The organism is [Clostridium] symbiosum (assembly GCA_036419695.1).
GTDB classification, from domain to species: domain Bacteria; phylum Bacillota; class Clostridia; order Lachnospirales; family Lachnospiraceae; genus Otoolea; species Otoolea symbiosa_A.
The window spans coordinates 731,755-756,561 of the sequence record CP143946.1; the positions used below are offsets into that span (position 1 = coordinate 731,755).

Below are 24,807 nucleotides of genomic sequence, written 5' to 3' on the forward strand. Positions count from 1 at the left end.
ACTGTTCATTTTAAAAGAATACAAATCACCAATAAATGACCCCATGCAGAACCCTCTGCCGATTTAAACGGCCACGGAAAAAATGCGTATATATATAAATAGTATTATTTCCAAAGAAGTCTATTAAACACAGAGCCTTGAATAAGCGAGGGGAAAAAGTTATAATAAGGACAGAAACAAAAAGAATCTCATGAACGTTCTTTGAATCTTGGAAAGGAGATGACAGCGATGGAAGCAGCAGCACGTCAGGAATATGAACTTGAACGGAAAAATAATCAGGCTACCGTAAGAGGAATGGTCATACAGGCGATAGAGCAGACAAATCAGGCAAAAACAAAAGATTTTAATGAGGTATGTGAAAGACTGGAGAAAAAATATCTGAATGCATAAATACAATCTGAAAATAACAGAGTTAGCAGAACAGGACTTGGAGGAAATTGGAGATTATATTGCATTTAGACTGAAAAATCCGTCTGCAGCAATTGATACGTTACGGTCTTTACGGAAAACAATTAATACCTTGGTATTAGAGCCGGAAAGACATGAATTGGACGAGGACGAGGTTCTGGCGGCTCTTGGTGTAAGAAAAAGTTATTTTAAGAATTATAAGATCTATTACATGGTGCATGAATCCACAGACAACGTGGTTGTGCTTCGAATTCTTCATATGCTGGTTGACAGCAGAGCCAAACTATATCGGGTTTTTGAACTTTGACATTCGGGAAAGTATAATTTTAGAAAAAGAGTGCTGTGGAACGGTGGTAGCGTTTTCGCGGCACTCTTTTTTTTCGCTGCCGATACCCTGGATGTCTCTTATGATGATTGTTGATGTAAAGCTTTTATTTTTTGACACAAAATCTGACACACATTTATGTCTGGGTACGCCTATAAACGTAGGTAAACGATTCAGCGCAGAAACTTTCGCTGATTTAAACTACAAGGGAAATTAGGCGTATATACAACAAAAAAACCGCCCCGGTCAGCTGGAGTAGTAATATTATTTAGGGGGGCCGGTTAAGGCTTGCGCCTTAACCGGTATGAGTATGAAAAAGCTTTATTATTTCAAGCAATACTTGAAACAAAGGCCTGTCATCCTTTCGGATAACATATTTGTATTATAGAAGAGATTTGTGACCAAAGTATGTACCACCCATAAAAAAACCATAAACATAATAAAAAAATAAAAAACCCTTTGAAAACAGAAGGAAATTGTATATAATAGTAATCGGTATAGTCTGCCTGAATGATATATGGCGCTATTTTAGTTTCATGAACGATAAAAAGAGGATAGAATACAAAGCAGGAGGAAAAACAAGTATGATGATGTCCAATGACATTGGTATCGATCTTGGCACGGCCAGTATCCTTGTATATATTAAAGGGAAAGGCGTTGTCTTAAAAGAACCGTCAGTAGTAGCCATTGACCGTGATACAAACAAGATTATGGCCATTGGAGAGGAAGCACGCCTGATGATCGGAAGAACCCCGGGTAATATCGTTGCGGTACGTCCGCTGCGCCAAGGTGTTATTTCTGATTATACAGTAACAGAGAAGATGCTCAAATATTTCATTAATAAAGCAGTTGGCAAGAAGACGCTCAGAAAACCGAGAATCAGCGTCTGCATCCCCAGCGGCGCCACAGAGGTGGAGAGAAAGGCCGTTGAGGACGCCACACTGCAGGCAGGGGCAAGAGAGGTTTCCATTATCGAGGAGCCGGTTGCCGCAGCTATCGGCGCAGGCATTGATATCGCCAAGGCCTGCGGTAATATGATCGTAGATATCGGAGGAGGTACGGCCGATATCGCGGTAATTTCCCTGGGCGGTACGGTAGTAAGTACATCTATCAAAGTGGCCGGAGACGATTTCGATGAAGCTCTGGTACGCTACATGCGTAAAAAACATAATCTTCTGATCGGTGAGAGAACGGCCGAGGAGATCAAGATTAATATAGGGGCAGCCTACAGAAGGCCGGAAGTAATCACGATGGAAGTCCGCGGACGTAACCTGGTAACTGGTCTTCCGAAGACGATTGTGGTTACATCGGACGAGACGCTGGAGGCCCTGCGCGAACCGGCCCTGCAGATTGTGGATGCCGTTCACAACGTGCTGGAGAGGACACCACCGGAGCTGGCGGCCGATATCTTTGACCGCGGTATCGTACTGACCGGAGGCGGTTCCCTTTTAAGCGGACTCGACGCACTGATTGAAGAGAAGACGGGTATCACTACGATGATCGCCGAGGATCCTCTGACGGCAGTGGCTATCGGTACCGGCAAATTTATCGAATTTGCCCACGGAGAACTTACACCTAAGAATTACGACTAATAATCTTGCGGTTCACGTCCCCGGCAGCGCGGCGGTTCCGTGAATGGTACGGGAATAAATTTATGGCAGCAGTAAAAGGATATGTTGAGAAAATCAAATACCGTAATGAGGATAACGGATATACGGTTATGAGCGTCACCGGGAGCGAGGATGGGGAAGAGTACATCCTGGTCGGCAATTTCTCCTATATTTCGGAAGGAGAACTGGTGGAGGCGACGGGCCGTATGACGGAACATCCGATTTACGGGGAACAGCTGGCGGTGGAGAGCTATGAGCTTAAAGCGCCGGAGGACACTGTTTCCATGGAACGATATTTAGGCTCCGGTGCCGTGAAAGGCATCGGGGCTGCTTTGGCTTCAAGGATAGTAAAAAAGTTCAAGGCCGATACCTTCCGCATTATGGAGGAGGAACCGGAACGGCTGTCCGAGATCAAAGGCATCAGCGAAAAGATGGCGATGGCCATCGCGGAACAGATCAGTGAGAAGAAGGATATGCGGCAGGCCATGATGTTTTTACAGAACTACGGCATTTCCATGAATCTCTCGGTTAAAATCTATCAGGAATACGGTCCGGCCATGTACAATGTGATTAAGAATAATCCGTATAAGCTGGCGGACGATATTCCGGGAGTCGGTTTTAAGATGGCCGACGAAATTGCATCCAAAGTCGGAATCTTCACGGATTCTGACTTTCGTATTAAGAGCGGAATCCTGTATACACTCCTGCAGGCCTCGGCCAACGGCCATACATATCTGCCGGAGGAAGAACTTAAGGCTCAGGCTGCCGAGCTTCTGAAAGTGGATCCCGAAGCGATAGGGAAACATCTGATGGATATGCAGATGGATAAGCGCCTTGTCGTAAAGAATGTGGAAAGCGCCGGACGGCCGTCATCTGCCGTCCATCAGACACGGATGGGAATGGAACGCAGGCCGGAAGAAGATTTTGGAAAGTTTCCGGAAGAGGTACGGGATATTTACGGAGAAGCCCGGGAGCTTCCTGAGGAGGCTCAGGAAGTCCGAAGGGGAGTTTACGCGGCCCAGTACTATTATACGGAACTCAATACTGCCAGGATGCTCCACGATTTGAATATCACGGGTTCGGAGCCGGAGGAAAAGATACGTAAAAGCCTTGCAAGGATTCAGGAGCAGGAGAAGATAGAGCTGGATGAACTGCAGATTCAGGCGGTCATCGAAGCGGTCAACTGCGGTCTTCTCATTGTGACCGGAGGACCCGGTACGGGTAAGACGACGACCATCAATACAATCATACGTTATTTTGAGATGGGGGAGATGGACATTCTGCTGGCGGCACCCACGGGAAGGGCGGCCAAGAGGATGACGGAGGCCACCGGCTACGAGGCCAGGACAATCCATCGCCTTCTGGAACTGAGTGGAATGCCGGAGCCGAATGAGAAGAGCCAGAATTCCGGGATGCATTTTGAACGGAATGAGGAGAATCCCCTGGATGCCGATGTAATCATCATCGATGAGATGTCCATGGTGGATATCCATCTGATGCACGCCCTTTTAAAGGCGGTCAATGTGGGAACGAGATTAATCCTGGTAGGCGATGTGGACCAGCTTCCAAGCGTGGGACCCGGCAATGTGCTGAGGGATATGATTGATTCACAGCGTTTCCACGTAGTGAAGCTGACGAGGATTTTCCGTCAGGCGGCGCAGAGTGACATCATCGTCAATGCCCACAGAATTAACGACGGCCAGAGAGTGGATCTGGCGAAGAGAAGCAGGGATTTCCTGTTTATTAAACGGGATGAACCCAATGCGATTATCAATGCAATGATTACGCTGGTGAAGGAAAAACTGCCTGCCTACGTGGGGGCGAACGTCTTTGATATCCAGATTATGACGCCGATGCGCAAGGGAGCGCTGGGAGTAGACCGCCTGAACACGATTCTTCAGGACTTCTTAAACCCCGCGTCGTCCGACAAGCCGGAGAAGGAAGCGGCCGGTACCCTGTTCCGTCTCGGTGACAAGGTAATGCAGATCAAAAACAACTATCAGTTGGAGTGGAAACTCTGTAACAAATACGGGATTCCCATTGACAAGGGAACCGGCGTGTTCAACGGCGATACGGGAATTATCCGTGAAATCAATACTTTTGCCGAACTTCTCACCGTAGAGTTTGACGAGGGAAAGCTGGTGGATTACAGCTTCAGACAGCTTGAGGAGCTGGAGCTGGCATACGCCATCACAATCCACAAATCCCAGGGAAGTGAGTATCCGGCTGTTGTGATTCCTGTTTACAGCGGCCCCAGGATGCTGATGACCAGAAACCTGATTTACACGGCTGTAACCAGGGCGCGTTCCTGCGTCTGCCTGGTGGGAATACCGGAGGTGTTCCAGCAGATGGTGGACAATGCAATGGAACAGAAGCGTTATTCGGGCCTGAAGGCCCGCATTGAGGAGCTGATGATTTGAAAATAAGATACAAAAGGGCGGCGTCCGTTTTTCTGGACGCCCTCTTTCCAAGGCGATGCCCTGTCTGTGGGGATATCGCAGCGCCCGTGGGGAATCGAATCTGCCCCTCCTGCCGGGACAAACTTTCTTTTGTAAAATCCCCTGTGTGTAAAAAATGCGGCAAGGAAGTGATGAGTGAGACCATCGAATACTGTTTTGACTGCAGCCGCCACCGGCGCAGCTTTGAGTATGGGCTGGCACTGTTGAACTACAATGAACTCTCCGGCCGTTCCATGGCCGCGGTCAAGTATAAAAACAGAAGAGAATATCTGGATTATTACGCGGAGGAAGCCGTAAGACGCTGCGGGACGAGGCTGTCGGACATAGAGGCGGACTGCCTGATACCGGTTCCGATCCATCCGTCCAGGTACCGGAGCAGGGGCTTTAACCAGGCCCTCGTTCTGGCCCGTAAACTGGAGGAGAAGATGGGGATACCGGTCTACCCGGACATCCTGAAACGCAATAAAAATACCGAACCGCAGAAGAAACTGGGGCCTGCCGGGCGGCTTAAAAACCTGGAACAGGCGTTTTCGGCCGGGCCGGTTCCGGACGGAATCACAAGCGTTATTCTCATCGACGACATCTATACGACCGGGAGCACGATAGAGGCATGTACGCGCGTACTGAGGGCAGCCGGAGTAAAAAACGTATATTTTTTTGCTGTTTGTATTGGACAGGGGCAGTAAAGTAGGATATGATAATAGGACAGGAAAACAGAGTGTTTTTCGGAGAAGGCATTGATGTATGCGAACAATAATGGAATGAAAAGGAGTTTATAAAGATGCGTGAATTAGAGTATCAACTGGTAAAAGACGATTATAAAAACTGGATACACTGGAACGTGCTCCGCAATGAATCAAAAAAGATGAAGATTTTTTCACTGGTCATTTATGTTGGCTTTGTTGTAATTTATGTAGGCGGAAGCCTCAATTCGGCCAAAGGCAACATGGCGGCGCTCATTCCGTCCATCGGTATGGCGCTTTTAGTAGGAGCGGCGATGTTTTACACCACCTCCCATCAGAATCAGGAGCGCATGATCTGGAAGAAGAGCGGACTGAAGAGACTGGAGAAGAATAACAATTTCCCGGTTGTCCATTTAACACTGAACGATCTGGGACTCGTTATGGAAGTGCCGTCCGAGAACGTGACAAAGGAATATCGTTACAGCGAGCTTTTTGGAATACTCGAAATTGAGAGACTGTTTCTTCTGGAGGCCAATGACAAGACATGGCAGTTCATCGCCAAATCCGCGTTCAGCAGTCAGGAAGAGATGGACGAGTTCAAGGCATTTATGGAAGAAAAGATAGCCGACGCCAAGGAAAATCCTGAAAAGTATGAGAAGAAAGAGGAGATTCCGAAAGAAACACAGAAAGCCGGAGACAACGGTGCGGATGCGTCCTATGAAGGCGGCAGCGCATCCGGTTCCGACGAAGAGGTGGAGGAGATCGAGCCGGTTGACACCAGCAATATGGGAAAGATCGGAAAGATGGCCCATATTATAGCGGCTATGGCGGCAGAGGCCGAGAATGAGGATGGTGATTCCGTAAGAACGGAAGAATCTGCGCATATGGCATCCGATGATGAGGCTGTAGCGGAGGAAGTGACGGAGACGGCGTCTGAAGCCGTTGTGGCAGCAGCCGAAGCTGCGACGGAAGACGCGCCGGAACAGGAAGTGGTTTCCGCGGCAGAGGCTGACGGCAGAGAAGTATAGGACAGGAAGTTTGAGACAGAAACATGACGGTGCAGGAGGATGAGCAGAATGAAAATCCGGTGGGCAGAAGAACGTGATTTACAGGGAATGGTTGAGATTTTTAATTATGAGGTGCTGAACGGCACGGCATCTTTCACAATCAGGCCCAGAACCGTTGAAGAGAGAAGGTCCTGGTTTGAGCAGCATAACAGGGATGAGTTTCCTCTGATTGTGGCGGAGGAGGACGGCGCGGTTGCGGGGTATGCCAGCCTGTCCGCGTACCGCGACAATGATGCCTATGCCCCCACGATGGAACTTTCGATTTATGTGGCCCATGAATACAAAGGCAGAAAGGTCGGGGAGGCGCTGATGACGGAGCTGCTGCGGATAGCCAGGGAGAAGGGCAGAACGCATGCAATCATCTCGGTTATTACATCGGACAATACCGCCAGTATCCGTCTGCACGAGAAATTCGGTTTTGAATACTGTGGAGTTACAAAAGAAGTCGGATGGAAGTTCGACCGCTGGCTTGACACATTGTTTTATCAGTTGATAATCTGAGTAAAGCTTGGATCCGTGGAGGTGAAGGCCAATTTATGAAGGGAAGAGCAGTGAGGAGAATTCTGCTTCCGGTTCTGACGATCGTTTTTATTGCACTGAATCCCCCTGCTCCTGTGCATGCCGACTGGGTACAGGATAAGTTTGGCTGGTGGTACCAGGAAGAAGACGGCAGCTATCCCGTTTCCGTCTGGAAAGAGATGGACGGTAAATGGTATTATTTCAAAGATACCGGCTACATGGCCGACACGCCGATGATCATTGACGGGGTACAGTATTATTTCCACAGCTCGGGCGCCATGGTATCGGATGAGTGGGTCGAATTCATGGGAGAATGGTACTATTTTAACAAAGACGGTTCACTGGCAAGAAGCAGCTGGATCGGCGATCTCTATTATGTAGATAAACTGGGGGCCATGGTGAAGGATAAGCGGGTGGACGGGATTTATATTGACGAAGAGGGAGTTGCAGAACATCCGGGGGACGATTTTTTTGATTAAAAGACAGACATTGGAGGACAACTTAAGGTGAGCCGTACAATATTAAAGTTTTCATCGATTGTAATTCTGGCACAGGCGATTCTCACCGTAATATCGGGCGTGATTCTGGCGGCCGGCAGCAGCGCGCTGAGCGGGACGGAGTATGAATCCCTGATTGGAGCCACGATAATGCTTGCCATGGTTGCGATAGTGGAATCGGTTTTCCGCGGAATTGCGGCAATTATGGGACTTCGGAGCTGCAGACCTGGTTCCGGGACAAAAGCCATCTTTATTCTGGGTATTATTATGGTAGCCCTGGACGCGGCGGGATTAATCAATACGCTGCTCACGAGCGCACAGAGCGCCCCTGCTTCCCTGATTGCAGTGGCGATGTCGGGATTATATTTATTTTCAGTGTTTAAAATCAGGAAAGAAAATGCGGAGGGGAATTAGTTTCCCGATGATGGAAGAGAAAGCTTCCGGGCTCAATGGATCAGCCCGGAAGCTATTTTTATGAAATTAGATGTCATGCTCCAGCAGTAAGGTTGTTTCAGCCAGCCGAATTTAATCGGATACCTGGCTATGTCGCCAAAGTGCACAATGTGGAGGGCGGCCAGTTCCTTCTCCGTGAGGAGAGAACGGATCATCCGGTCGGAACAGAAGCAGGCTCCCACCCCTCTGACACAGAGAGAAAGAAGAGTTGCGAGGTTGTCAGACTGGGCCCTGACCTGAGGGAAAAATCCGGAAGCCGTGATTAGCTGCTGTCCAATCCGGCCGAAGATATCCTCCTGCCGGTTCAGAAGGAACGGACACTGGGCAAGGGGAGAAAGGCTGCCGAGCTTTTCTGTTTCACGCAGCACAGTGGCGGCCTGTTCCCCGTAGAGACGGGTTAAAAGCCGGGAAGAAACCAGGAGAACCAGTTCCTCCTCATAAAAGTCCTTCAGCTCCACACCCGGGATCTTATCGGGGAAATTAGCGATTGCCAGATCAAACTCGCCGTTCAGCAGTTTCTGCTGCAGCACATCGTTGGTGGCTTCAATTAATTGCACCTCGATTTTGGGATAAACCTCCTGATAACCCGCAATCAAATCGGGCATGATTGTGCGGCCCCGCGTATAGGCGATGCCGACCCGCAGTATGCCTTTCTCTTCGGCGGAGATGTCGCTGAATTCCTGTTCCATTGCGGAATACCGTTTCTGAAAATCGGCGGCGTAGCGGAGAAAGACCTGGCCGGCATAGGTCAGTTCCAGAGGCACATGGCGAATCAGAAGCGCACAGCCCAGCTCCTGTTCAACGGAGGCAATATGCGCGCTCAGCGTCTGCTGCGTGATGTGAAGCTGTTGGGCCGCCTTTGTAAAGCTGCGCTCCCTGGCGACGGTGGTAAAGTATTTCATGCTTAGAAAGTTCATAGAATCCCTCCCGGGAAGTTTAAATAATAATCGGGAAACAGGTTCGGATAGTAAGTTCTGACGTAACTGTTCAGAAGGCAGTATTCCGCGAGGTGTTTTCATGCATTTTTGCATGAAAATCCCGAGTTTTGTCAGCGCGAAACGGCATTTTGGGCTGTTCCTGTGCATCGCGAAGCGGTAACTATGAAGGTACTGAATAGTAAGTTCTGACAATGTATTGTTCGAACTATAATACAGTATTTTTCCTGTATTATATATCAAAAAGAACAGTTAGACAATTACATTTAATACTTTATAATATAAGATATAAGGGGGAAAGAAAAATGTTGGAGATAATGGTACTTGGTCTGTTTACAGCGGCGCTTCTGCTTTCGGCCGTATTTGGGGTTTCGGTTCTGTATGCACTGATTTTCGGATATTTTGTTTTCGCCGGATACGCCCTGATAAAGCATAATTCGTTGGCGGAAGTCCTGAAGATGTCTTTTAATGGAGTGAAAACCGTTAGAAATGTACTGATCGTTTTTATGCTGATAGGTATGCTGACTGCTCTGTGGCGTGCCGCGGGGACGATTCCGTTTCTCGTTGTCTGTACCTCGGGGCTGATTGTGCCTTCCGCATTTATTCTTTTCATTTTTCTCCTCAACTGCTTCGTCTCCGTCCTTACGGGAACCTCGCTTGGTACGGCGGCTACCAGCGGTGTAATCAGTATGGCAATGGCCGCTGCCGCGGGGGTGAACCCCGTTTATGCGGGCGGAGCCGTCCTGTCGGGAATTTACTTTGGCGACCGGTGTTCCCCGATGTCGACCAGCGCCCTGCTTGTCAGCGAACTGACCGGAACGGACATTTTTGATAATATTAGAAATATGATTCGGACCTCCGTTGTCCCATTTATAGCGGTGTGTGCCATCTATCTGACCCTTGGCATGAACGGAAGCGGCGCATCACCCGACGGCGGCCTTCTCACACTGCTGAAGGAGAGTTTTAATCTGCACTGGCTCGCCGCATTACCCGCCGGAATTGTTATCATCCTGTCCCTGTTCAGGGTCAGGGTCAAAAAGACCATGATAATCAGCATATTGATGGCCGGTATAATCAGCATAGTTCTTCAGGGAGTAACGCTTCCGGAGCTTTTTTCGTTCCTGTTCACGGGTTACCGCATTGAGGAGCCGGGATTGGCGGCCATGATGAACGGGGGCGGCCTATTATCCATGGTGAAAGTAAGCGCAATTATCTGTATTTCCTCCTCCTATTCCGGCATTTTTGAGAAAACAGGAATTCTGCAGGGAGTTAAGCAGAGAATAGGCAGACTGGGACAGAAAATTACACCTTACGGAGGAGAACTGGTCACCTCACTGGTGGCCTCCATGGCGGCATGTAACCAGACATTGGGAATTATCCTGACCTATCAGCTCTGCAAAGATATGGTCCATGACAGGAGGAAAATGGCGCTCTACCTGGAAAATACGGCGGTCATTGTAGCGCCGCTGGTTCCCTGGTCCGTTGCCTGCGCAGCGCCTATGGCGGCAATATCGGCCGTCAATGTGGGCGGATGCATTCTTTTTGCTTTTTACATTTACCTGCTTCCGGCATGGAACCTTTTCCGAAACAGAAAGAGACGGGAGGGAAGCGTTTATGGAAATCGTAAGACTGTTTAACCTTCAGGGGAGCTTATTCATAATGATTCTGGCCGGTGCTGTCCTGAAAAGAAAAGGAATCATAGACGAGCCGGGAAAACGTTGTCTGACGGATCTCTGTGTCAATATCATCATACCGTGCAACATCATCAAATCCTGCCTGATGGAATTCGACCTGTCGATCATGAAGGCCTGCGGCCTTCTTCTGGTGGTGGGAATCGTCATGCAGTTTTTCTGCCTCTTTCTCAACCGGTTTTTATTTAACGGCTTTGGAGAACAGCAGAAAAAGGTGCTCCAATACTGTACAATCGTATCAAACGGCGGCTTTCTCGGGAACCCGGTTGCAGAGGGCGTTTACGGCTCTTTGGGTCTGCTGTATGCCTCCATCTTTCTGATACCGATGCGCGTGGTCATGTGGTCGGCGGGCACCTCCTATTTTGTAGCGGGCACCTCGGACAAAAAGAAAGTACTGCACAATATACTGACCCACCCCTGCCTGGTAGCCGTATACATCGGCCTGTTTTTGATGTTCACCCAGATTCATGTGCCGGAAGTTCTGGCATCTACGGTTAAAAGTATCGGCGGCTGCAATTCGGCCATTACCATGTTCATCATCGGAACAATTCTTGCGGATGTGGACGTCAGAACCATTATTAACAGGACCACGGTCGGCTTCAGTATCTTCCGCCTCGTCCTGCTCCCGGCCGCAGCCCTGGCGCTCAGCCATGCCCTGGGCCTCGACCCGGTGGCTTCCGGCGTGGCCGTGATCATGACGGGCATGCCGGCAGGAGCAACGGCGGCTATCTTTGCGGCACGGTATGGAAGCGATGCGGAATTCGCCACGAAATGCGTGGTGCTGTCTACGCTGCTGTCGATGGTCACGATTCCCATGTGGGTGATGTGATGAGAGTCCATCAGCCGCTGTAAGACGGCAGACGGGGGAGTGGGTTGGATGGATGAATCTTCAGTCCCGGCGGGAAGTTGTGGTGAGGGGGAATCCAGGAGAAAAAATTCCTACGGGGACCCGCTTTCGCTTGTGGAGCGCACAGCGGATGCTAAGACGTCAAAGAACGCCGTCTAAGCACCGGCGGGCTCCAATGTCCCCTTCGGAAAGTTTTCTCCTTCCTTCCCCGGACAGGTTATCGATGGGACTGAAGACTCAGGGAAGGTTGTTGCCCCGTCCGCCGGCTTCAGGGCTGATCGTCTCTTTCGAGTGCGGGGGGAGGTATTGTCGCAGCCACTATGTAGTCGTGAATCTTTTACCTTATGAAAGTATTTTAGGCTGGATTCAGAGAAAAATCCAAAGCTATATTTGATGATGAATCAAAAAATTCAATGGTTATTCAAGGACAAGTAAAGCTTCAAAGCTCAGATTCATCAATTTAATACCATACAGGGGGCATTCTCCTGGAATTCGAGAAAATGTAGTGGTAGCGACAATACCTCCCCCCTTGAAGGAATAAGAACAATTCAGCGGCCGCAGGCCGGGGTACGGGATGGCGACAACCTTCGCGTCTTCAGTCCCGGCCATAACCTTCCTGTGGGGAATCCGGGAGAAAAAGATTCCGCAGGGAACCTGGGAGTTCATCGGCACTTACCGAGGTATTTCACGAGGTTAGTGTCCGTTATGTACTCCAAAGAGCGCAAGCGTTTCCCGAAGGAACTTTTTCTGCCCGGATTCCCCACTCGCGACAACTTACAAACCGGGACTGAAGACTCACATCCTCCCCCTCACCATCCCGAACCCCGCACAGAGCAAATACGACAGAGACAAACCAACCATACAAGCTTTATTCCCAATAGAGTGACCATCATGTCATAACATCGGAATAAGGCTCTGTTTTTTTGTGAATAATCAATTTAAATAAAACAAAAAACGAACATCCCAAAAACAATCAGTACCGTAACCGGCCAAACATCCCCGGAAACAATTCGCGCCTGCGGCAAGTGCGGCCCCGCACTTGGGGAAGAGTCATTCAGCCGTCCTTACAAACGGTCCTCTATCCCCAACTAAAAATATATTGACGAATCCCCACATTTATGATATAGTAGACGGGCGAATGGAAGAACTTAGGTCTTTTTTTTATGCTCAAAATCAGGGACAAAACCCTGCAAAACGTTGTAAAATAAAGGCTGTGACAAATCAACAATTTAAGTGGAGGTGGAAGTCGTGCGCACAAGAATTACACTGGCATGTACAGAATGCAAACAACGTAATTACAACATGACTAAGGATAAGAAGACTCATCCTGACAGAATGGAAACAAAGAAGTATTGCAGATTCTGTAAAACACATACGTTACACAAAGAAACAAAATAAGGTAACTGATTGTACCTGGGATCAGGCGGCAGCCTGATAACATTGGAGGACAAATTATGGGTGAAACAGAAAATACCAAAAAAGCTCCTAAAAAGAGCTATTGGAAAGGCCTTCAGGCCGAGTACAAGAAAATCGTCTGGCCCGACAAAGATACTGTCATTAAGCAGACAGGCGCCGTAGTTGCGGTTGCCGTTGCTTTGGGACTGATTATTGCAGCACTTGATACGATTATCGTAACAGGACTGCACTTCGTTATCTAATTTAAGGGCAAAGGTGAGAATATGTCAGAAGCAAATTGGTATGTAGTGCATACTTATTCCGGCTATGAAAACAAAGTAAAAGTTGACATCGAAAAGACAATTGAAAACAGAAAGCTCCAGGATCAGATCTTAGAGGTATCCGTGCCTATGCAGGATGTCATTGAGCTGAAGAACGGGGCGCAGAAACAGGTTGCCAAGAAGATGTTTCCCGGATATGTACTGATTAACATGGTTATGAACGATGACACATGGTATGTAGTACGCAACACCCGTGGTGTAACAGGATTTGTTGGTCCGGGTTCCAAGCCGGTTCCGCTTACGGAAGGCGAGATGGACTCTCTGGGATTCAGGGAAGCCGGATTAGTAGTCGACTTTGAAGAAGGTGACACGGTTGTTGTTACCGCAGGGGCCTGGAAAGATACCGTTGGTGTAATCAAGTCCATCAACGAAGGAAAGCAGACCCTTACTATCAATGTGGAGATGTTCGGCCGTGAGACACCGGTGGAACTGTCTTTTACAGAAGTAAAGAAGATGTAACAAGTACGGCCTTTAATCGGTTTAGAGGCTCGTGGGAGGGAAATCCCCGCAATTACCACATTTATTTAGGAGGTGCCTAATCATGGCAAAGAAAGTAACAGGATACATTAAATTACAGATTCCTGCTGGTAAAGCTACACCAGCACCGCCAGTTGGACCAGCTCTTGGTCAGCACGGCGTTAATATCGTTCAGTTCACAAAAGAATTCAACGCAAGAACAGCAGATCAGGGCGACCTGGTTATCCCGGTTGTTATCACTGTATATGCTGACAGAAGTTTCAGCTTTATTACAAAGACTCCGCCGGCTGCAGTTTTGTTAAAGAAGGCATGCAAGCTTAAATCCGGCTCTGCTGCACCTAACAAGACAAAAGTAGCTACCATCTCTAAAGAAGAACTTCAGAAAATTGCAGAATTAAAGATGCCAGACTTAAATGCAGCAAGCCTTGAGGCTGCTATGAGCATGATTGCTGGTACAGCAAGAAGTATGGGAATCACTGTTGCTGAATAAGCTGAAGTAATTAGTCATACCCGTGAAGTATAATTGAGATGTTTTTTGTAACGTGGGAGGGAAATCCCCGACAACACCACTAGGAGGTTATTTATAATGAAAAGAGGAAAAAGATACGTAGAGGCTGCTAAATTAGTAGACCGCACAAATCTTTATGATGCTGCAGAAGCTATTTCTATCGTTAAGAAAGCAGCGGCAGCTAAATTTGATGAAACAATTGAAGCTCACATCAGAACCGGCTGTGACGGACGTCATGCTGATCAGCAGATCCGTGGTGCCGTAGTTTTACCGCATGGAACTGGTAAGACAGTTAGAATCCTTGTATTCGCTAAGGGACCGAAGGCAGAAGAGGCTCAGGCAGCAGGCGCAGATTTCGTAGGCGCAGAAGAGCTCATCCCGAAGATCCAGAATGAAGGATGGTTAGATTTCGACGTAGTTGTTGCTACACCTGATATGATGGGTGTTGTTGGACGTTTAGGACGTGTACTTGGACCGAAGGGCTTAATGCCAAACCCGAAGGCTGGTACGGTTACCATGGACGTAACAAAAGCTATCAACGATATCAAAGCTGGTAAGATTGAGTACAGACTTGATAAAACAAACATTATCCATGTGCCAGTAGGAAAAGCTTCTTTCACAGAAGACAAATTAGCGGACAACTTCCAGACGCTTATCGACGCTATCCTGAAGGCAAAACCTGCTACATTAAAAGGTTCTTACTTAAAGAGCGTAACACTGACATCCACTATGGGTCCTGGTGTTAAATTAAATGTTGCAAAGCTTGTGAACTAATTCAGGGGCGATAGAAATATTTATATTTAGAAAAACCGGAACAAAGGCCATGCGCTTTTGTTCCGGTTTTTTGACTGTTTTGCAATAAAAAATCTGTGCAGAGTGCTTTTGGCATTAATTGCAATGATAATAGACATCAGGGATGCAATCCTGTATACTTAGATAGTATAGACGGAGACAAAAGGGCGAAGATGGTGATGGAAAGATATGACGAAGAAAAAAATGTATGCTATGATATCGTTGATAACGCTTACGCTGCTTGGTGGTATTGCAGGATGTAACAAGAGAGAACAGACGGTGCCGAAGCCCGATTCGCCGGTGGTGATTACACTCTGGCACTCTTATAATGCCGTGGCGAAGATGCAGTTTGATAAACTGCTTCAGGAGTTCAATGATACGGTAGGGATGGAGAAGAATATTATCGTAGATGCCAAGGGATATGGCTCCAGCGATGAGCTGGAGGAGGTTTTGTATGCATCCGCCAACCGCATGATAGGATCGGAACCTCTCCCGGATATATTTGCATCCTATCCGGACAGCGCTTACAGGCTGGATCAGATAGCCCCGTTAGTACCTTTGGAACGATATTTTACGGAAGAAGAGCTGCAGAAGTACCAGCCGGAGTTTCTGGAAGAGGGTGTGTGGGATGAAGAGGGGAATCATAAGATGATCCCTGTGGCAAAGTCGACAGAACTTTTATATCTGAACAGGACCGACTGGGAATGCTTTTCAGCGGAGACAGGCGCGTCGACAGAACAGCTTGGAACCTGGGAAGGGCTGGCGGAAGTGGCGGAGCTTTACTACGGATGGTCCGGAGGAAAGCCATTCCTTGGCATGAATTATTACAATGATTTTTCAGTCATGGCAGCGGCTCAGCTTGGGGAGGCAATTTACAGCGGCAGCGGTAATTTTGAATTTTCCAGGGAGACGGCCCGCAGAGCGTGGGAGGCTTATTATGTACCTCATGTGATGGGATGGTATGAGAGCCGGGAATATAATCAGGACGGCGTCAAGAGCGGAAAACTGATGGCCTATATCGGTTCATCGGCCGGAGCCGGTTTTTTCCCGGGCGAAGTGATAGAAGATGAGGAGAAGTCCTACCCGATCGAGTGTGAATGCTTTCCGTACCCTACGTTTGACGGGGGAGTTGGGTATATGACACAGAGAGGGGCCAATATGGGCATCTTTGCCTCCGACGGGATGCGGGAGAAGGCGGCCTGTGAATTTCTTAAGTGGTTTACGGCGCCCGAACAGAATATACGCTTTGCAGTAGCTACCGGATATCTGCCTGTGGAGGAAAAAGCTCTGGAATCCGTGCCGGAGCTGTTAAATCACGTCGACAGGACAAATAATGCGGATGCAATTGGCAGCAGCATCTGTGTATTTCTGGATGCCAGAAAACAAAGGCCGTTTTACATTAAAAAGGCTTTTGAAGGTTCCTATGATAAGAATAAGTATTTTGCAGAGTCACTTGAAAATAAAACGGTCGAAGCCCTGGAGGTAATGAAGAGACGGATCGGAAACGGGGAAATAAAGAAAGATGTGCAGTCGGATCTGTTATCGGATGATTTTTTTAACCGGTGGTATGATTCTCTTATTAAAGAAATGGCTGGTATAACAGATGGGGAAAAAGATTAGGAGCAGGAATATTGCATTTAATTTAGCAGTGGTATTTGTCTGTTTTGCTGTCTTCCAAAGTGTTCTGCTGACCGGCATTATGGTTGGCAGCGGCGTTCTGACAAGGGCAAAGCAAAATGAGTACAGGATTTTTTCCGAGAAGGTAAACGGACAGAAGAATAATCTGGAAAACGAGATGGAGAATATCTGGACGAATTTCGAGTATGATACGGAACGGATGAGCCGTTATCTCGAAAGCATGGATAATCCGGACATTTCCGGGCGGGAAAACGAGGTATTGGAAGCTCTGGCTCCGACGGTGCTGGATGCACTCTTCCATACGAAGACCACGGGAGCATTTCTGATATTGCCGGATGAGGGAAAAACGGATAATTCTCTGGCCGCGCTCTATTTCCGGAATAATAACCCTGAGAAGGCGGGAGAGGATAATGCCAACGTCTATATGCTGACAGGTCCCTGGAACGTGGCCGAGACAATGGAGATTGCAACAACCGCAAACTGGAGTTTCAGGCTTAATTTGACTGACGGCAACCGGAATTTTTTCGATAAACCGTATGAAGCCGCAATGAAGTACGGACGCTCGGGATGGCTGGGATACTGGAGCCTTCCCTTCAGGGTAAATCCACAGGATGAGGAGGTTATCACGTATTCCATCCCCCTGTTCGGCGACGATGGTAAAGTGGCGGCGGTGTTCGGAGTTGAGATATCAGTTAACTATATGTACAGCTTTCTGCCGGCAAATGATCTGCAGTCCAACGGTTCTTATGGTTATGCCATTGCAACCGGTTCGATGGAGGATGGGCTTGAACTCTCCGTCACCCATGGAGCCGTACAGAAGCGGATGCTGGACCAAGGGGGACCGCTTAAACTGGAATGCCTGGATGAGCAGAACGGTATTTACCGTCTCTTAAATCACAACAGCAATCATGGAATATATGCCTGCATCAGCCAGATGGGCATGTATTACCATAATACGCCATTTGAGAATGAGGGATGGTACCTGATGGGGATGATGGAGGAACCGGTCCTGCTTCATTTTCCGAAAAAGATAGAAAAAATACTGGTATATGCGCTTGTAATGTCGACAGCCATCGGTCTTATTATTGCGGTATTTGTCAGCATGTGGTTTACAAGGCATGCGAAACTGATGGAGCTGTCCGAACTTCCTTTAGGAGTTTTTGAGATACGTTCCCACTCGGGTGGCGTGTTTATGACGAGCCAGGTTCCGGGACTCCTTGGTCTGACCCGGGAGCAGGAACGGAATTTCACCAGAGATAAGACAAAGTTTGCGGAATTCTTAAAGAACCTTGAGAGTTCCGGCGAAGACGGTATTTTCAAAGTGAATAATAAGGCCGGCGGCCGGTGGCTTAAAATCACCCGCAGATCCGCAGACGGTACGGTCCGGTGCGTTGTCGAAGATGTGACAGATGAGGTTCTGCAGACAAAGGCGCTTAAGGTAGAACGTGACAGAGACGGGTTGACGGGAGTTAAAAACAGGTTGGCTTTTGAAAAGAAGATGGAACACATCCGGGACGATTTTGACGGCACCGGGAAAATAGGCTTTGTCATGTGTGATTTAAATGATTTGAAAAGCGTCAATGACAGATACGGCCACGATATGGGCGATGAATATATCCGGACAGCGGCCAAAGCCATCCAGGATGCCTTCCCAAGCGGCCGGGTCTACCGGATAGGCGGAGACGAATTCGCCGTATACCTGGAAGAAAGCGATGCCGCAAAAGCGGTGGATGGAATCGGAACGATTAAGAAATTAATGGAAGAGTACAGCCGGACCAGAGAATTCAATGCATCCATTGCGTCAGGATACGCCTTTTACACTCCGGGCCGCGATATGGGGCCGAAGGATGTGCTGTCCAGGGCGGATGCCTATATGTATCGGAATAAACGAAGGCTCAAGGGAAAAACACAGAGGTGAAAATTTCCTGAGGTATGAGAACGCCGCCGGATAGTCATTCTCCAGATTCCCCCTTACCTCAACCTATAAACGGGACTGAAGACTCATATCCAACCTCCTGCTCCCCCGTCCGCCGTCTCCCAGAGGCGTCCTCGCATCTCAATTAAAAAATCCCCTTGACAAATCCGAATAAATATGGTATTTTATCTTAGTGTTAACTGCCGAAGACAGCAGGTGCCGTGAGGCATAAGGTTAAAACGCCTGCCGAGGGAACATACCATATTAAATGTGTAAGTTTGCGCCTCTTTGTCTTCACGGATAAAGAGGCTTTTTATTGGTTGTCGATGAAGAGCCCGCGAAGCGGACTTTTCGTTGTTTGATACCGGTAGGATGCGATGAGCATTTTATGGGTCGTCAAATACGTTTACCAGGCGGTTAGATTAAATAATACAGGAGGTAAACCATTCATGGCAAAAGTTGAATTAAAACAGCCGGTTGTAGCTGAAATTTCTGAATTATTCAACGGTGCTAAGACAGCAGTAGTCGTTGACTACCGTGGTCTGACTGTAGAGCAGGATACACAGCTCCGTAAACAGTTAAGGGAAGCAGGCGTTTCTTATAAAGTATATAAGAACACGATGATTCGCTTTGCTGCTAAGGGAACTGCATTCGAAGCTTTAGAGCCTAATCTGGAAGGACCTACAGCTTTAGCTGTATCCAAAGAAGATGCAACAGCACCGGCAAGAATTTTAGCTGAATTCGCAAAGAAAGCAGACAAGTTGGAGATCAAAGGTGGTATTGTTGAAGATACTTACTACGATGCAAAGGGAATGCAGGTTATCGCAACCATCCCGTCCAGAGAAGTTCTTCTTGGAAAACTGCTTGGAAGCATCCAGTCCCCAATTACCAACTTTGCTCGCGTTATCAATCAGATCGCAGAGTCCAAAGAGGCATAATTTCCATCCGGGAAATCAAGACGGAAAGAATTGTAAAGCTGCTTAGGGCAGCAGAGACAGCACAGAAAAGCTGTGCATAAATATTAAATAGTAAAATTACAGGAGGAACATTAAAATGGCAAAATTAACAACAGCTGAATTTATCGAAGCTATTAAAGAATTATCCGTATTAGAATTAAACGACTTAGTAAAAGCATGTGAAGAAGAGTTTGGTGTATCCGCAGCAGCAGGCGTTGTAGTTGCAGCAGCAGGCGCAGCAGAAGCAGTAGAAGAGAAGACAGAATTTGACGTAGAGTTAACAGAAGTTGGCGCTAACAAAGTTAAAGTTATCAAAGTTGTTCGTGAAGCTACAGGCCTTGGCTTAAAAGAAGCTAAAGAAGTAGTTGACAGCGCTCCTAAGGCTGTAAAAGTTGGCGTTTCCAAAGAGGAAGCAGAAGACTTAAAGGCAAAATTAGAAGCAGAAGGCGCAAAAGTTACATTAAAATAATTTTGCAATCCAGCTTAATTTGCATTACAATAAAAGAGTCTGTGGCGTGTGGTTTCCATGCGTTGCGGGCTCTTTTGGCGTTACCGGGCACAAAATAACAGTGACCCTTTGAGGTTCTTATGTATAGATGACAGGAGGGCGGATATGGAAGAGTATGATAAAATTGTGGATAATCTGCGGGAAAATTTGAAGGATTGTGAATATGTCCTGATTGGAATCGGAGCCGAATGGGGAAAAGCGAAGGAATCCGATGTAAAAGAGGCATACCGGGCCTTATACAGGCTGACGGAGGGAAAAGATTATTTTATCGTGACAACCGTGACGGACGGCCGGATTTTTCAGAGTCCCCTGAATGCGGAGAGGATTACGGCTCCCTGCGGTAATGTGAACTGGTTCCAGTGCCGGGATGCATGTACGAAGGATATCTGGGAAAAGGATGAGATTGCGGCCGGCCTCTGTCCCCATTGCGGGGCTCCTCTGATCGGCAATACGATAGAGGCGGAACACTATATCGAGGAAGGTTATCTGCCGGGGTGGAACCGGTATAAGGAGTGGCTTGCAGGAACGCTAGGCCACCGTCTGCTGGTACTGGAGCTGGGGGAAGGTTTTAAGACCCCGACCGTAATACGCTGGCCGTTTGAAAAAACGGTATTCTTTAACAGGAAGGCGCAGATGTACCGGGTGAATGCAAAACTCGCCCAGGTTTCGGAGGAAATAAGGGAGAGAGCTGTACCGGTTGCCGTCGATTCATTGGAATTTATCGTGAAATGTGCCGATAAATGATTGTGAATGCTCCACGACTGTGATAAAATTTGTTAAGAAGGCTGTGGAAGTATACCGCAGTACCGACAAAATATGAGACAGGAGTGCATGATACATGGGAGCGATCAGCAATGACTGGCTTGTGCCTCTCGGGGCCGAATTTAAGAAGCCATATTATAAAAAATTATATGAGACAGTAAAGCATGAATATCAGACAAGGGCCGTTTATCCGGATGCCAATGATATATTTAATGCGTTTGATTTTACACCTCTTGGCAAGGTCAAGGTGGTAATACTGGGACAGGATCCCTATCACGGCCCGGGACAGGCACACGGCCTGTGTTTTTCGGTAAAGCCGGATGTGGAGATACCGCCGTCCCTGGTCAATATCTATCAGGAGCTTCAGGAGGACCTGGGCTGCTATATCCCTAACAACGGATACCTTAAGAAATGGGCGGAGCAGGGCGTTATGCTGCTCAATACGGTGCTGACCGTACGGGCGCATCAGGCCAACTCCCACAGGGGAATCGGCTGGGAAGAATTTACCGATGCAGCCATAAAGATTCTGGCGGAGCAGGACCGGCCGATGGTGTTTATTCTTTGGGGAAGACCGGCCCAGATGAAAAAACCGATGCTTACGAATCCAAAACACTTGATCCTGGAGGCGCCGCACCCGAGCCCGCTGTCTGCGTACAGAGGATTTTTCGGCAGCAAACCTTTCAGCAAGACGAATGAATATCTGAAAGAAAATGGTTTGGAACCAATAGACTGGCAGATTGAAAATATATAGTGGAAAGGAAAAAGCATGAGTTTTGTAGAAATTTTAAAGGTCATCGTGCTGGGAATTGTGGAAGGATTCACGGAATGGCTTCCTATCAGCAGCACCGGCCATATGATTTTGGTGGATGAGATTATTCATCTCGATGTCAGCGAGGCATACCGCGAAGTATTCATGGTGGTGATTCAGCTGGGAGCCATCCTGGCGGTGCTTGTTCTGTATTTTCACAAGCTGAATCCGTTCTCCAGCCGAAAGTCGGAAGCCCAGAAGAGAGGGACGCTGCGGCTTTGGGCAAAGATTATTGTGGCCTGCATTCCGGCAGCGGTGGTGGGGCTTCCTCTTGACAATTTTATGAACAAGCTGCTGAACGGTTATGTGGTATCGGCTATGCTGATTATCTACGGCGTATTTTTTATCCTGCTGGAGAAAAGGAATCAGAATGCCAGGTTCCCGATTGACCGCGTGACACAGATTTCTTTTCAGACGGCTGCCATCATCGGCTGCTTCCAGGTACTTGCGTTGATACCAGGCACCTCCCGTTCGGGAGCTACCATCCTGGGAGCCATGCTCATCGGCTGTTCGAGGGGCGCTGCGGCCGAGTTCTCATTTTTCCTCGGAATCCCGGTTATGTTCGGAGCCAGCCTCTTAAAAATTGTGAAATTCTTTATCGAAGGCGGAGCTTTTAAGGGATATGAAGTATTCTACCTGCTTCTTGGCATGATGATTGCCTTTGCCGTGTCGGTATATTCGATTAAATTCTTAATGGGATATATCAGACGTCATGATTTCAAATTCTTTGGTTATTACAGGATTATACTTGGACTTATTGTTTTATCTTATTTCGGCATCTCGGCACTGGCATCTTAAATTTGATTCACGGATACGGAAGGAACTGCGCTCTGGGCACGTTTCTTCCCTGTCCGTGATTTTTGTTGAGTGGCAATGAAAAGTTCTCGAAGCGTGCTTTTCGTGTTCCGACGTAAGATAACGTCGGGCGTCCGAATCCGGTTCGGGAGCTGCGGGAGTGCGGCTCTTAATTCTTTTTCATGTTTGCAATTCTGATGGCGGCGGCCGTTGCATATATTGATTAATAATGGCGGCGGAAGGCAGAAGAGGGAAGCGCATGTGAAAAGAAAAGTGTTTTTGCTGATGCTCACAATGGTGATGGATGTATTTCTGGCCTGTTTTTGTTTTTCGGCAGTCAGAGATTTTGTTTCAGCTTACGGAAACAGGACAGGAGTGCAGGCATCGGCAGAGCCGGATGAACCGGATTCCGCAGGGCAGGGGAAGGAAAAACAAAAAGAAAAGCAGAAGGAAAAGCAAAAAGGCGTGGAGAAAGAGACGCAGCCGGGACAACAGAATGAAAAACTGCTGGCTCTGACGTTTGACGACGGCCCTCATTCCATTTATACGAAAAAGCTGCTGGACGGACTCAGACAGAGAGGGATAAAAGCCTCCTTTTTTCTGGTCGGAGAAAACATACCGGGCAATGAAGAACTGGTGAAACAGATGGCGGAAGACGGACATCTGATTGGAACACACTGTTACAGCCACGTGGATTTGACGAAGAGAACCACGGAGGCCGCCTGTGCCGACATTATCAAGACGAATGAGATGATAAAGGCAATTACAGGCAGTGCGCCCGAGTACATCAGGCCGCCGTACGGGATATGGAATGATGAGCTGGAGGAGTGCGTCAGGATGACACCGGTTTTCTGGGATATCGACACCCTGGACTGGAAGAGCCAGAACTCGCAGAAGGTGCTCAAACACATCTGCAAAAACGTGGGAAAACACGAAGTAATCCTGCTGCACGACGTGTTCGGAACGTCGGTGGATGCGGCGCTTGCGGCCATTGACACTTTGACGAAGCAGGGCTATACTTTTGTTACAGTGGATGAACTGCTGATTGATTAAGGACAGAGGGATACTATGGATTTATTTGATTATATGAGAAGCAACACGATGGAGAAGGAGGCGCCGCTGGCCTCCAGGCTCCGCCCTGCCACACTGGATGAGGTGGTTGGACAGAAACATATTATAGGGAAGGACAAACTGCTGTACCGGGCGATCAAGGCGGATAAGCTCGGTTCCATTATTTTCTACGGCCCTCCCGGAACCGGAAAGACTACGCTCGCCAAGGTAATTGCAGGCACGACCAGCGCCAGGTTCAGGCAGCTTAACGCAACCGTGGCGGGAAAGAAGGATATGGAGCAGGTCGTGCAGGAAGCGAAAGATGCGCTGGGGATGTACGGACAGAAGACGATCCTGTTTGTGGATGAGATTCATCGTTTTAATAAGAGCCAGCAGGACTATCTGCTCCCCTTTGTGGAGGATGGTACGCTGCTGCTGATCGGAGCGACGACGGAGAACCCTTATTTTGAGGTCAACGGTGCTCTTATTTCACGTTCCAGGATTTTTGAACTGAAGCCGTTGGAAAAAGAAGACATCTACGAACTGCTGAAACGGGCGGTTTATGATAAGGAAAAGGGAATGGGAAGCTACAAAGCGGACATTTCCGAGGATGCCCTGAATTTCCTGGCGGATATGGCGGGAGGCGATGCCAGGGCGGCCTTAAACGCGGTGGAACTGGGAGTGCTGACGACCGAACGGTCGGAGGACGGACTGATTCACATCACTCTGGACGTAGCCCAGGAGTGTATTCAGAAACGTGCGGTGCGCTATGACAAAGGCGGAGATAATCACTATGACACGATTTCTGCATTTATTAAGAGTATGAGGGGATCTGATCCGGATGCCGCCGTTTATTATCTCGCAAAGATGCTCTATGCGGGCGAGGACATTAAATTTATAGCGAGAAGAATTATGATCTGCGCATCCGAGGATGTGGGAAATGCCGATCCGCAGGCTCTTGTAGTGGCCGTCAATGCGGCTCAGGCCGTAGAGCGGCTTGGAATGCCGGAGGCCAGAATCGTACTTTCCCAGGCCGTCACCTATGTGGCCAGCGCACCGAAAAGCAATGCGGCCTGCGTGGCGATTGAAGAGGCGGAGGCAGCCGTGCGGAATACTGCGGCGGCTCCCGTGCCGGTACACCTCCAGGACAGGCATTATCAGGGGGCGGAGAAGCTGGGGCGGGGACTTGACTATAAGTATGCCCACAGTTATCCGAATCACTATGTAAAACAACAGTATCTGCCGGACGGACTGGAGGGAGCCTCCTTCTATCGGCCTACAGAAAACGGCTATGAGAAAAAGATCGGGGAATGGCTTCGCTTTTTAAAGGAATCCGAATAAAAAAATTTGCAATTTTCCAAAAATGGT

Annotated in this window: 27 protein-coding genes and 1 other annotated feature; of the genes, 26 read left to right on the forward strand and 1 reads right to left on the reverse strand. The window is 48.2% G+C overall.

The window, feature by feature from the left end; all coding sequences use genetic code 11:
- Positions 1–228: 228 nt before the first annotated feature.
- From V3C10_03365 to V3C10_03405, 9 genes are all read left to right on the forward strand, one after another.
- The gene (locus tag V3C10_03365; GenBank protein ID WVP62875.1) at positions 229–390 is read left to right on the forward strand and encodes a hypothetical protein; all 162 of its coding nucleotides are present in this window, start codon (positions 229–231) and stop codon (positions 388–390) included.
- Positions 383–715, forward strand: a complete 333-nt coding sequence (locus tag V3C10_03370) for a type II toxin-antitoxin system RelE/ParE family toxin (protein WVP62876.1) — start codon at positions 383–385, stop codon at positions 713–715. Before V3C10_03365 ends, V3C10_03370 begins: the two co-directional genes overlap by 8 nt.
- A 602-nt stretch (positions 716–1,317) precedes the next feature.
- Positions 1,318–2,325 (forward strand): rod shape-determining protein, encoded by a 1,008-nt coding sequence (locus V3C10_03375; protein ID WVP62877.1) that lies wholly within the window; start codon positions 1,318–1,320, stop codon positions 2,323–2,325.
- A 62-nt stretch (positions 2,326–2,387) separates the two neighbouring features.
- The gene (locus tag V3C10_03380; GenBank protein WVP62878.1) at positions 2,388–4,763 is read left to right on the forward strand and encodes an ATP-dependent RecD-like DNA helicase; all 2,376 of its coding nucleotides are present in this window, start codon (positions 2,388–2,390) and stop codon (positions 4,761–4,763) included.
- Positions 4,760–5,488, forward strand: a complete 729-nt coding sequence (locus V3C10_03385; protein ID WVP62879.1) for a ComF family protein — start codon at positions 4,760–4,762, stop codon at positions 5,486–5,488. The genes V3C10_03380 and V3C10_03385 overlap by 4 nt, the downstream gene beginning before the upstream one ends.
- A 95-nt stretch (positions 5,489–5,583) precedes the next feature.
- Positions 5,584–6,513, forward strand: a complete 930-nt coding sequence (locus V3C10_03390; GenBank protein ID WVP62880.1) for a YcxB family protein — start codon at positions 5,584–5,586, stop codon at positions 6,511–6,513.
- Between the two features lie 48 nt (positions 6,514–6,561).
- Positions 6,562–7,053 (forward strand): N-acetyltransferase family protein, encoded by a 492-nt coding sequence (locus tag V3C10_03395; protein ID WVP62881.1) that lies wholly within the window; start codon positions 6,562–6,564, stop codon positions 7,051–7,053.
- 35 nt (positions 7,054–7,088) lie between these two features.
- Positions 7,089–7,550 (forward strand): hypothetical protein, encoded by a 462-nt coding sequence (locus tag V3C10_03400; GenBank protein WVP62882.1) that lies wholly within the window; start codon positions 7,089–7,091, stop codon positions 7,548–7,550.
- 27 nt (positions 7,551–7,577) lie between these two features.
- Positions 7,578–7,982: a hypothetical protein gene (locus V3C10_03405; protein WVP62883.1), complete on the forward strand. Its 405-nt coding sequence runs from the start codon at positions 7,578–7,580 to the stop codon at positions 7,980–7,982.
- 32 nt (positions 7,983–8,014) lie between these two features.
- On the opposite strand, the gene V3C10_03410 is transcribed toward V3C10_03405, so the two are convergent.
- On the reverse strand, positions 8,015–8,938 hold the full coding sequence (locus V3C10_03410) for a LysR family transcriptional regulator (protein ID WVP62884.1): 924 nt from the start codon (positions 8,936–8,938) through the stop codon (positions 8,015–8,017).
- Positions 8,939–9,261: 323 nt separating this feature from the next.
- Here V3C10_03410 and V3C10_03415 point away from each other — a divergent pair, with 323 nt between their 5' ends.
- The 17 genes from V3C10_03415 to V3C10_03495 all read left to right on the forward strand — a co-directional run bounded on the left by V3C10_03415 (position 9,262) and on the right by V3C10_03495 (position 24,780).
- On the forward strand, positions 9,262–10,593 hold the full coding sequence (locus tag V3C10_03415; GenBank protein ID WVP62885.1) for a Na+/H+ antiporter NhaC family protein: 1,332 nt from the start codon (positions 9,262–9,264) through the stop codon (positions 10,591–10,593).
- Entirely contained in the window at positions 10,571–11,476 is a 906-nt protein-coding gene (locus tag V3C10_03420; protein WVP62886.1) for an AEC family transporter, read from the forward strand. The genes V3C10_03415 and V3C10_03420 overlap by 23 nt, the downstream gene beginning before the upstream one ends.
- A 48-nt stretch (positions 11,477–11,524) precedes the next feature.
- Positions 11,525–11,653: a hypothetical protein gene (locus tag V3C10_03425; GenBank protein ID WVP62887.1), complete on the forward strand. Its 129-nt coding sequence runs from the start codon at positions 11,525–11,527 to the stop codon at positions 11,651–11,653.
- 1,089 nt (positions 11,654–12,742) lie between these two features.
- Positions 12,743–12,892 carry a 50S ribosomal protein L33 gene (gene rpmG / locus V3C10_03430; protein WVP62888.1) on the forward strand — a complete coding sequence of 50 codons (150 nt, stop codon included), beginning with the start codon at positions 12,743–12,745 and terminating at the stop codon, positions 12,890–12,892.
- Between the two features lie 56 nt (positions 12,893–12,948).
- Positions 12,949–13,152, forward strand: a complete 204-nt coding sequence (gene secE / locus V3C10_03435) for a preprotein translocase subunit SecE (protein WVP62889.1) — start codon at positions 12,949–12,951, stop codon at positions 13,150–13,152.
- 21 nt (positions 13,153–13,173) lie between these two features.
- Positions 13,174–13,689 carry a transcription termination/antitermination protein NusG gene (gene nusG, locus V3C10_03440; protein WVP62890.1) on the forward strand — a complete coding sequence of 172 codons (516 nt, stop codon included), beginning with the start codon at positions 13,174–13,176 and terminating at the stop codon, positions 13,687–13,689.
- An 82-nt stretch (positions 13,690–13,771) separates the two neighbouring features.
- The gene (gene rplK, locus V3C10_03445) at positions 13,772–14,197 is read left to right on the forward strand and encodes a 50S ribosomal protein L11 (GenBank protein ID WVP62891.1); all 426 of its coding nucleotides are present in this window, start codon (positions 13,772–13,774) and stop codon (positions 14,195–14,197) included.
- A gap of 96 nt (positions 14,198–14,293) precedes the next feature.
- Positions 14,294–14,989: a 50S ribosomal protein L1 gene (rplA, locus tag V3C10_03450; protein WVP62892.1), complete on the forward strand. Its 696-nt coding sequence runs from the start codon at positions 14,294–14,296 to the stop codon at positions 14,987–14,989.
- A gap of 207 nt (positions 14,990–15,196) precedes the next feature.
- The gene (locus V3C10_03455; GenBank protein WVP62893.1) at positions 15,197–16,627 is read left to right on the forward strand and encodes an extracellular solute-binding protein; all 1,431 of its coding nucleotides are present in this window, start codon (positions 15,197–15,199) and stop codon (positions 16,625–16,627) included.
- Entirely contained in the window at positions 16,611–18,563 is a 1,953-nt protein-coding gene (locus V3C10_03460) for a diguanylate cyclase (protein ID WVP62894.1), read from the forward strand. Before V3C10_03455 ends, V3C10_03460 begins: the two co-directional genes overlap by 17 nt.
- 182 nt (positions 18,564–18,745) lie before the next feature.
- Positions 18,746–18,884: a sequence feature (ribosomal protein L10 leader region), on the forward strand.
- Between the two features lie 125 nt (positions 18,885–19,009).
- On the forward strand, positions 19,010–19,498 hold the full coding sequence (rplJ, locus tag V3C10_03465) for a 50S ribosomal protein L10 (protein ID WVP62895.1): 489 nt from the start codon (positions 19,010–19,012) through the stop codon (positions 19,496–19,498).
- 115 nt (positions 19,499–19,613) lie between these two features.
- Complete coding sequence (gene rplL, locus V3C10_03470) at positions 19,614–19,985, forward strand: 50S ribosomal protein L7/L12 (protein ID WVP62896.1); 372 nt, start codon at positions 19,614–19,616, stop codon at positions 19,983–19,985.
- 144 nt (positions 19,986–20,129) lie between these two features.
- Entirely contained in the window at positions 20,130–20,768 is a 639-nt protein-coding gene (locus V3C10_03475) for a hypothetical protein (protein WVP62897.1), read from the forward strand.
- Between the two features lie 94 nt (positions 20,769–20,862).
- Positions 20,863–21,537 (forward strand): uracil-DNA glycosylase, encoded by a 675-nt coding sequence (locus V3C10_03480; protein ID WVP62898.1) that lies wholly within the window; start codon positions 20,863–20,865, stop codon positions 21,535–21,537.
- A 15-nt stretch (positions 21,538–21,552) separates the two neighbouring features.
- Positions 21,553–22,392, forward strand: a complete 840-nt coding sequence (locus tag V3C10_03485; protein WVP62899.1) for an undecaprenyl-diphosphate phosphatase — start codon at positions 21,553–21,555, stop codon at positions 22,390–22,392.
- Between the two features lie 258 nt (positions 22,393–22,650).
- Positions 22,651–23,442 (forward strand): polysaccharide deacetylase family protein, encoded by a 792-nt coding sequence (locus V3C10_03490; protein WVP62900.1) that lies wholly within the window; start codon positions 22,651–22,653, stop codon positions 23,440–23,442.
- A gap of 15 nt (positions 23,443–23,457) precedes the next feature.
- Entirely contained in the window at positions 23,458–24,780 is a 1,323-nt protein-coding gene (locus tag V3C10_03495; protein WVP62901.1) for a replication-associated recombination protein A, read from the forward strand.
- The last annotated feature ends 27 nt before the right edge of the window (positions 24,781–24,807 follow it).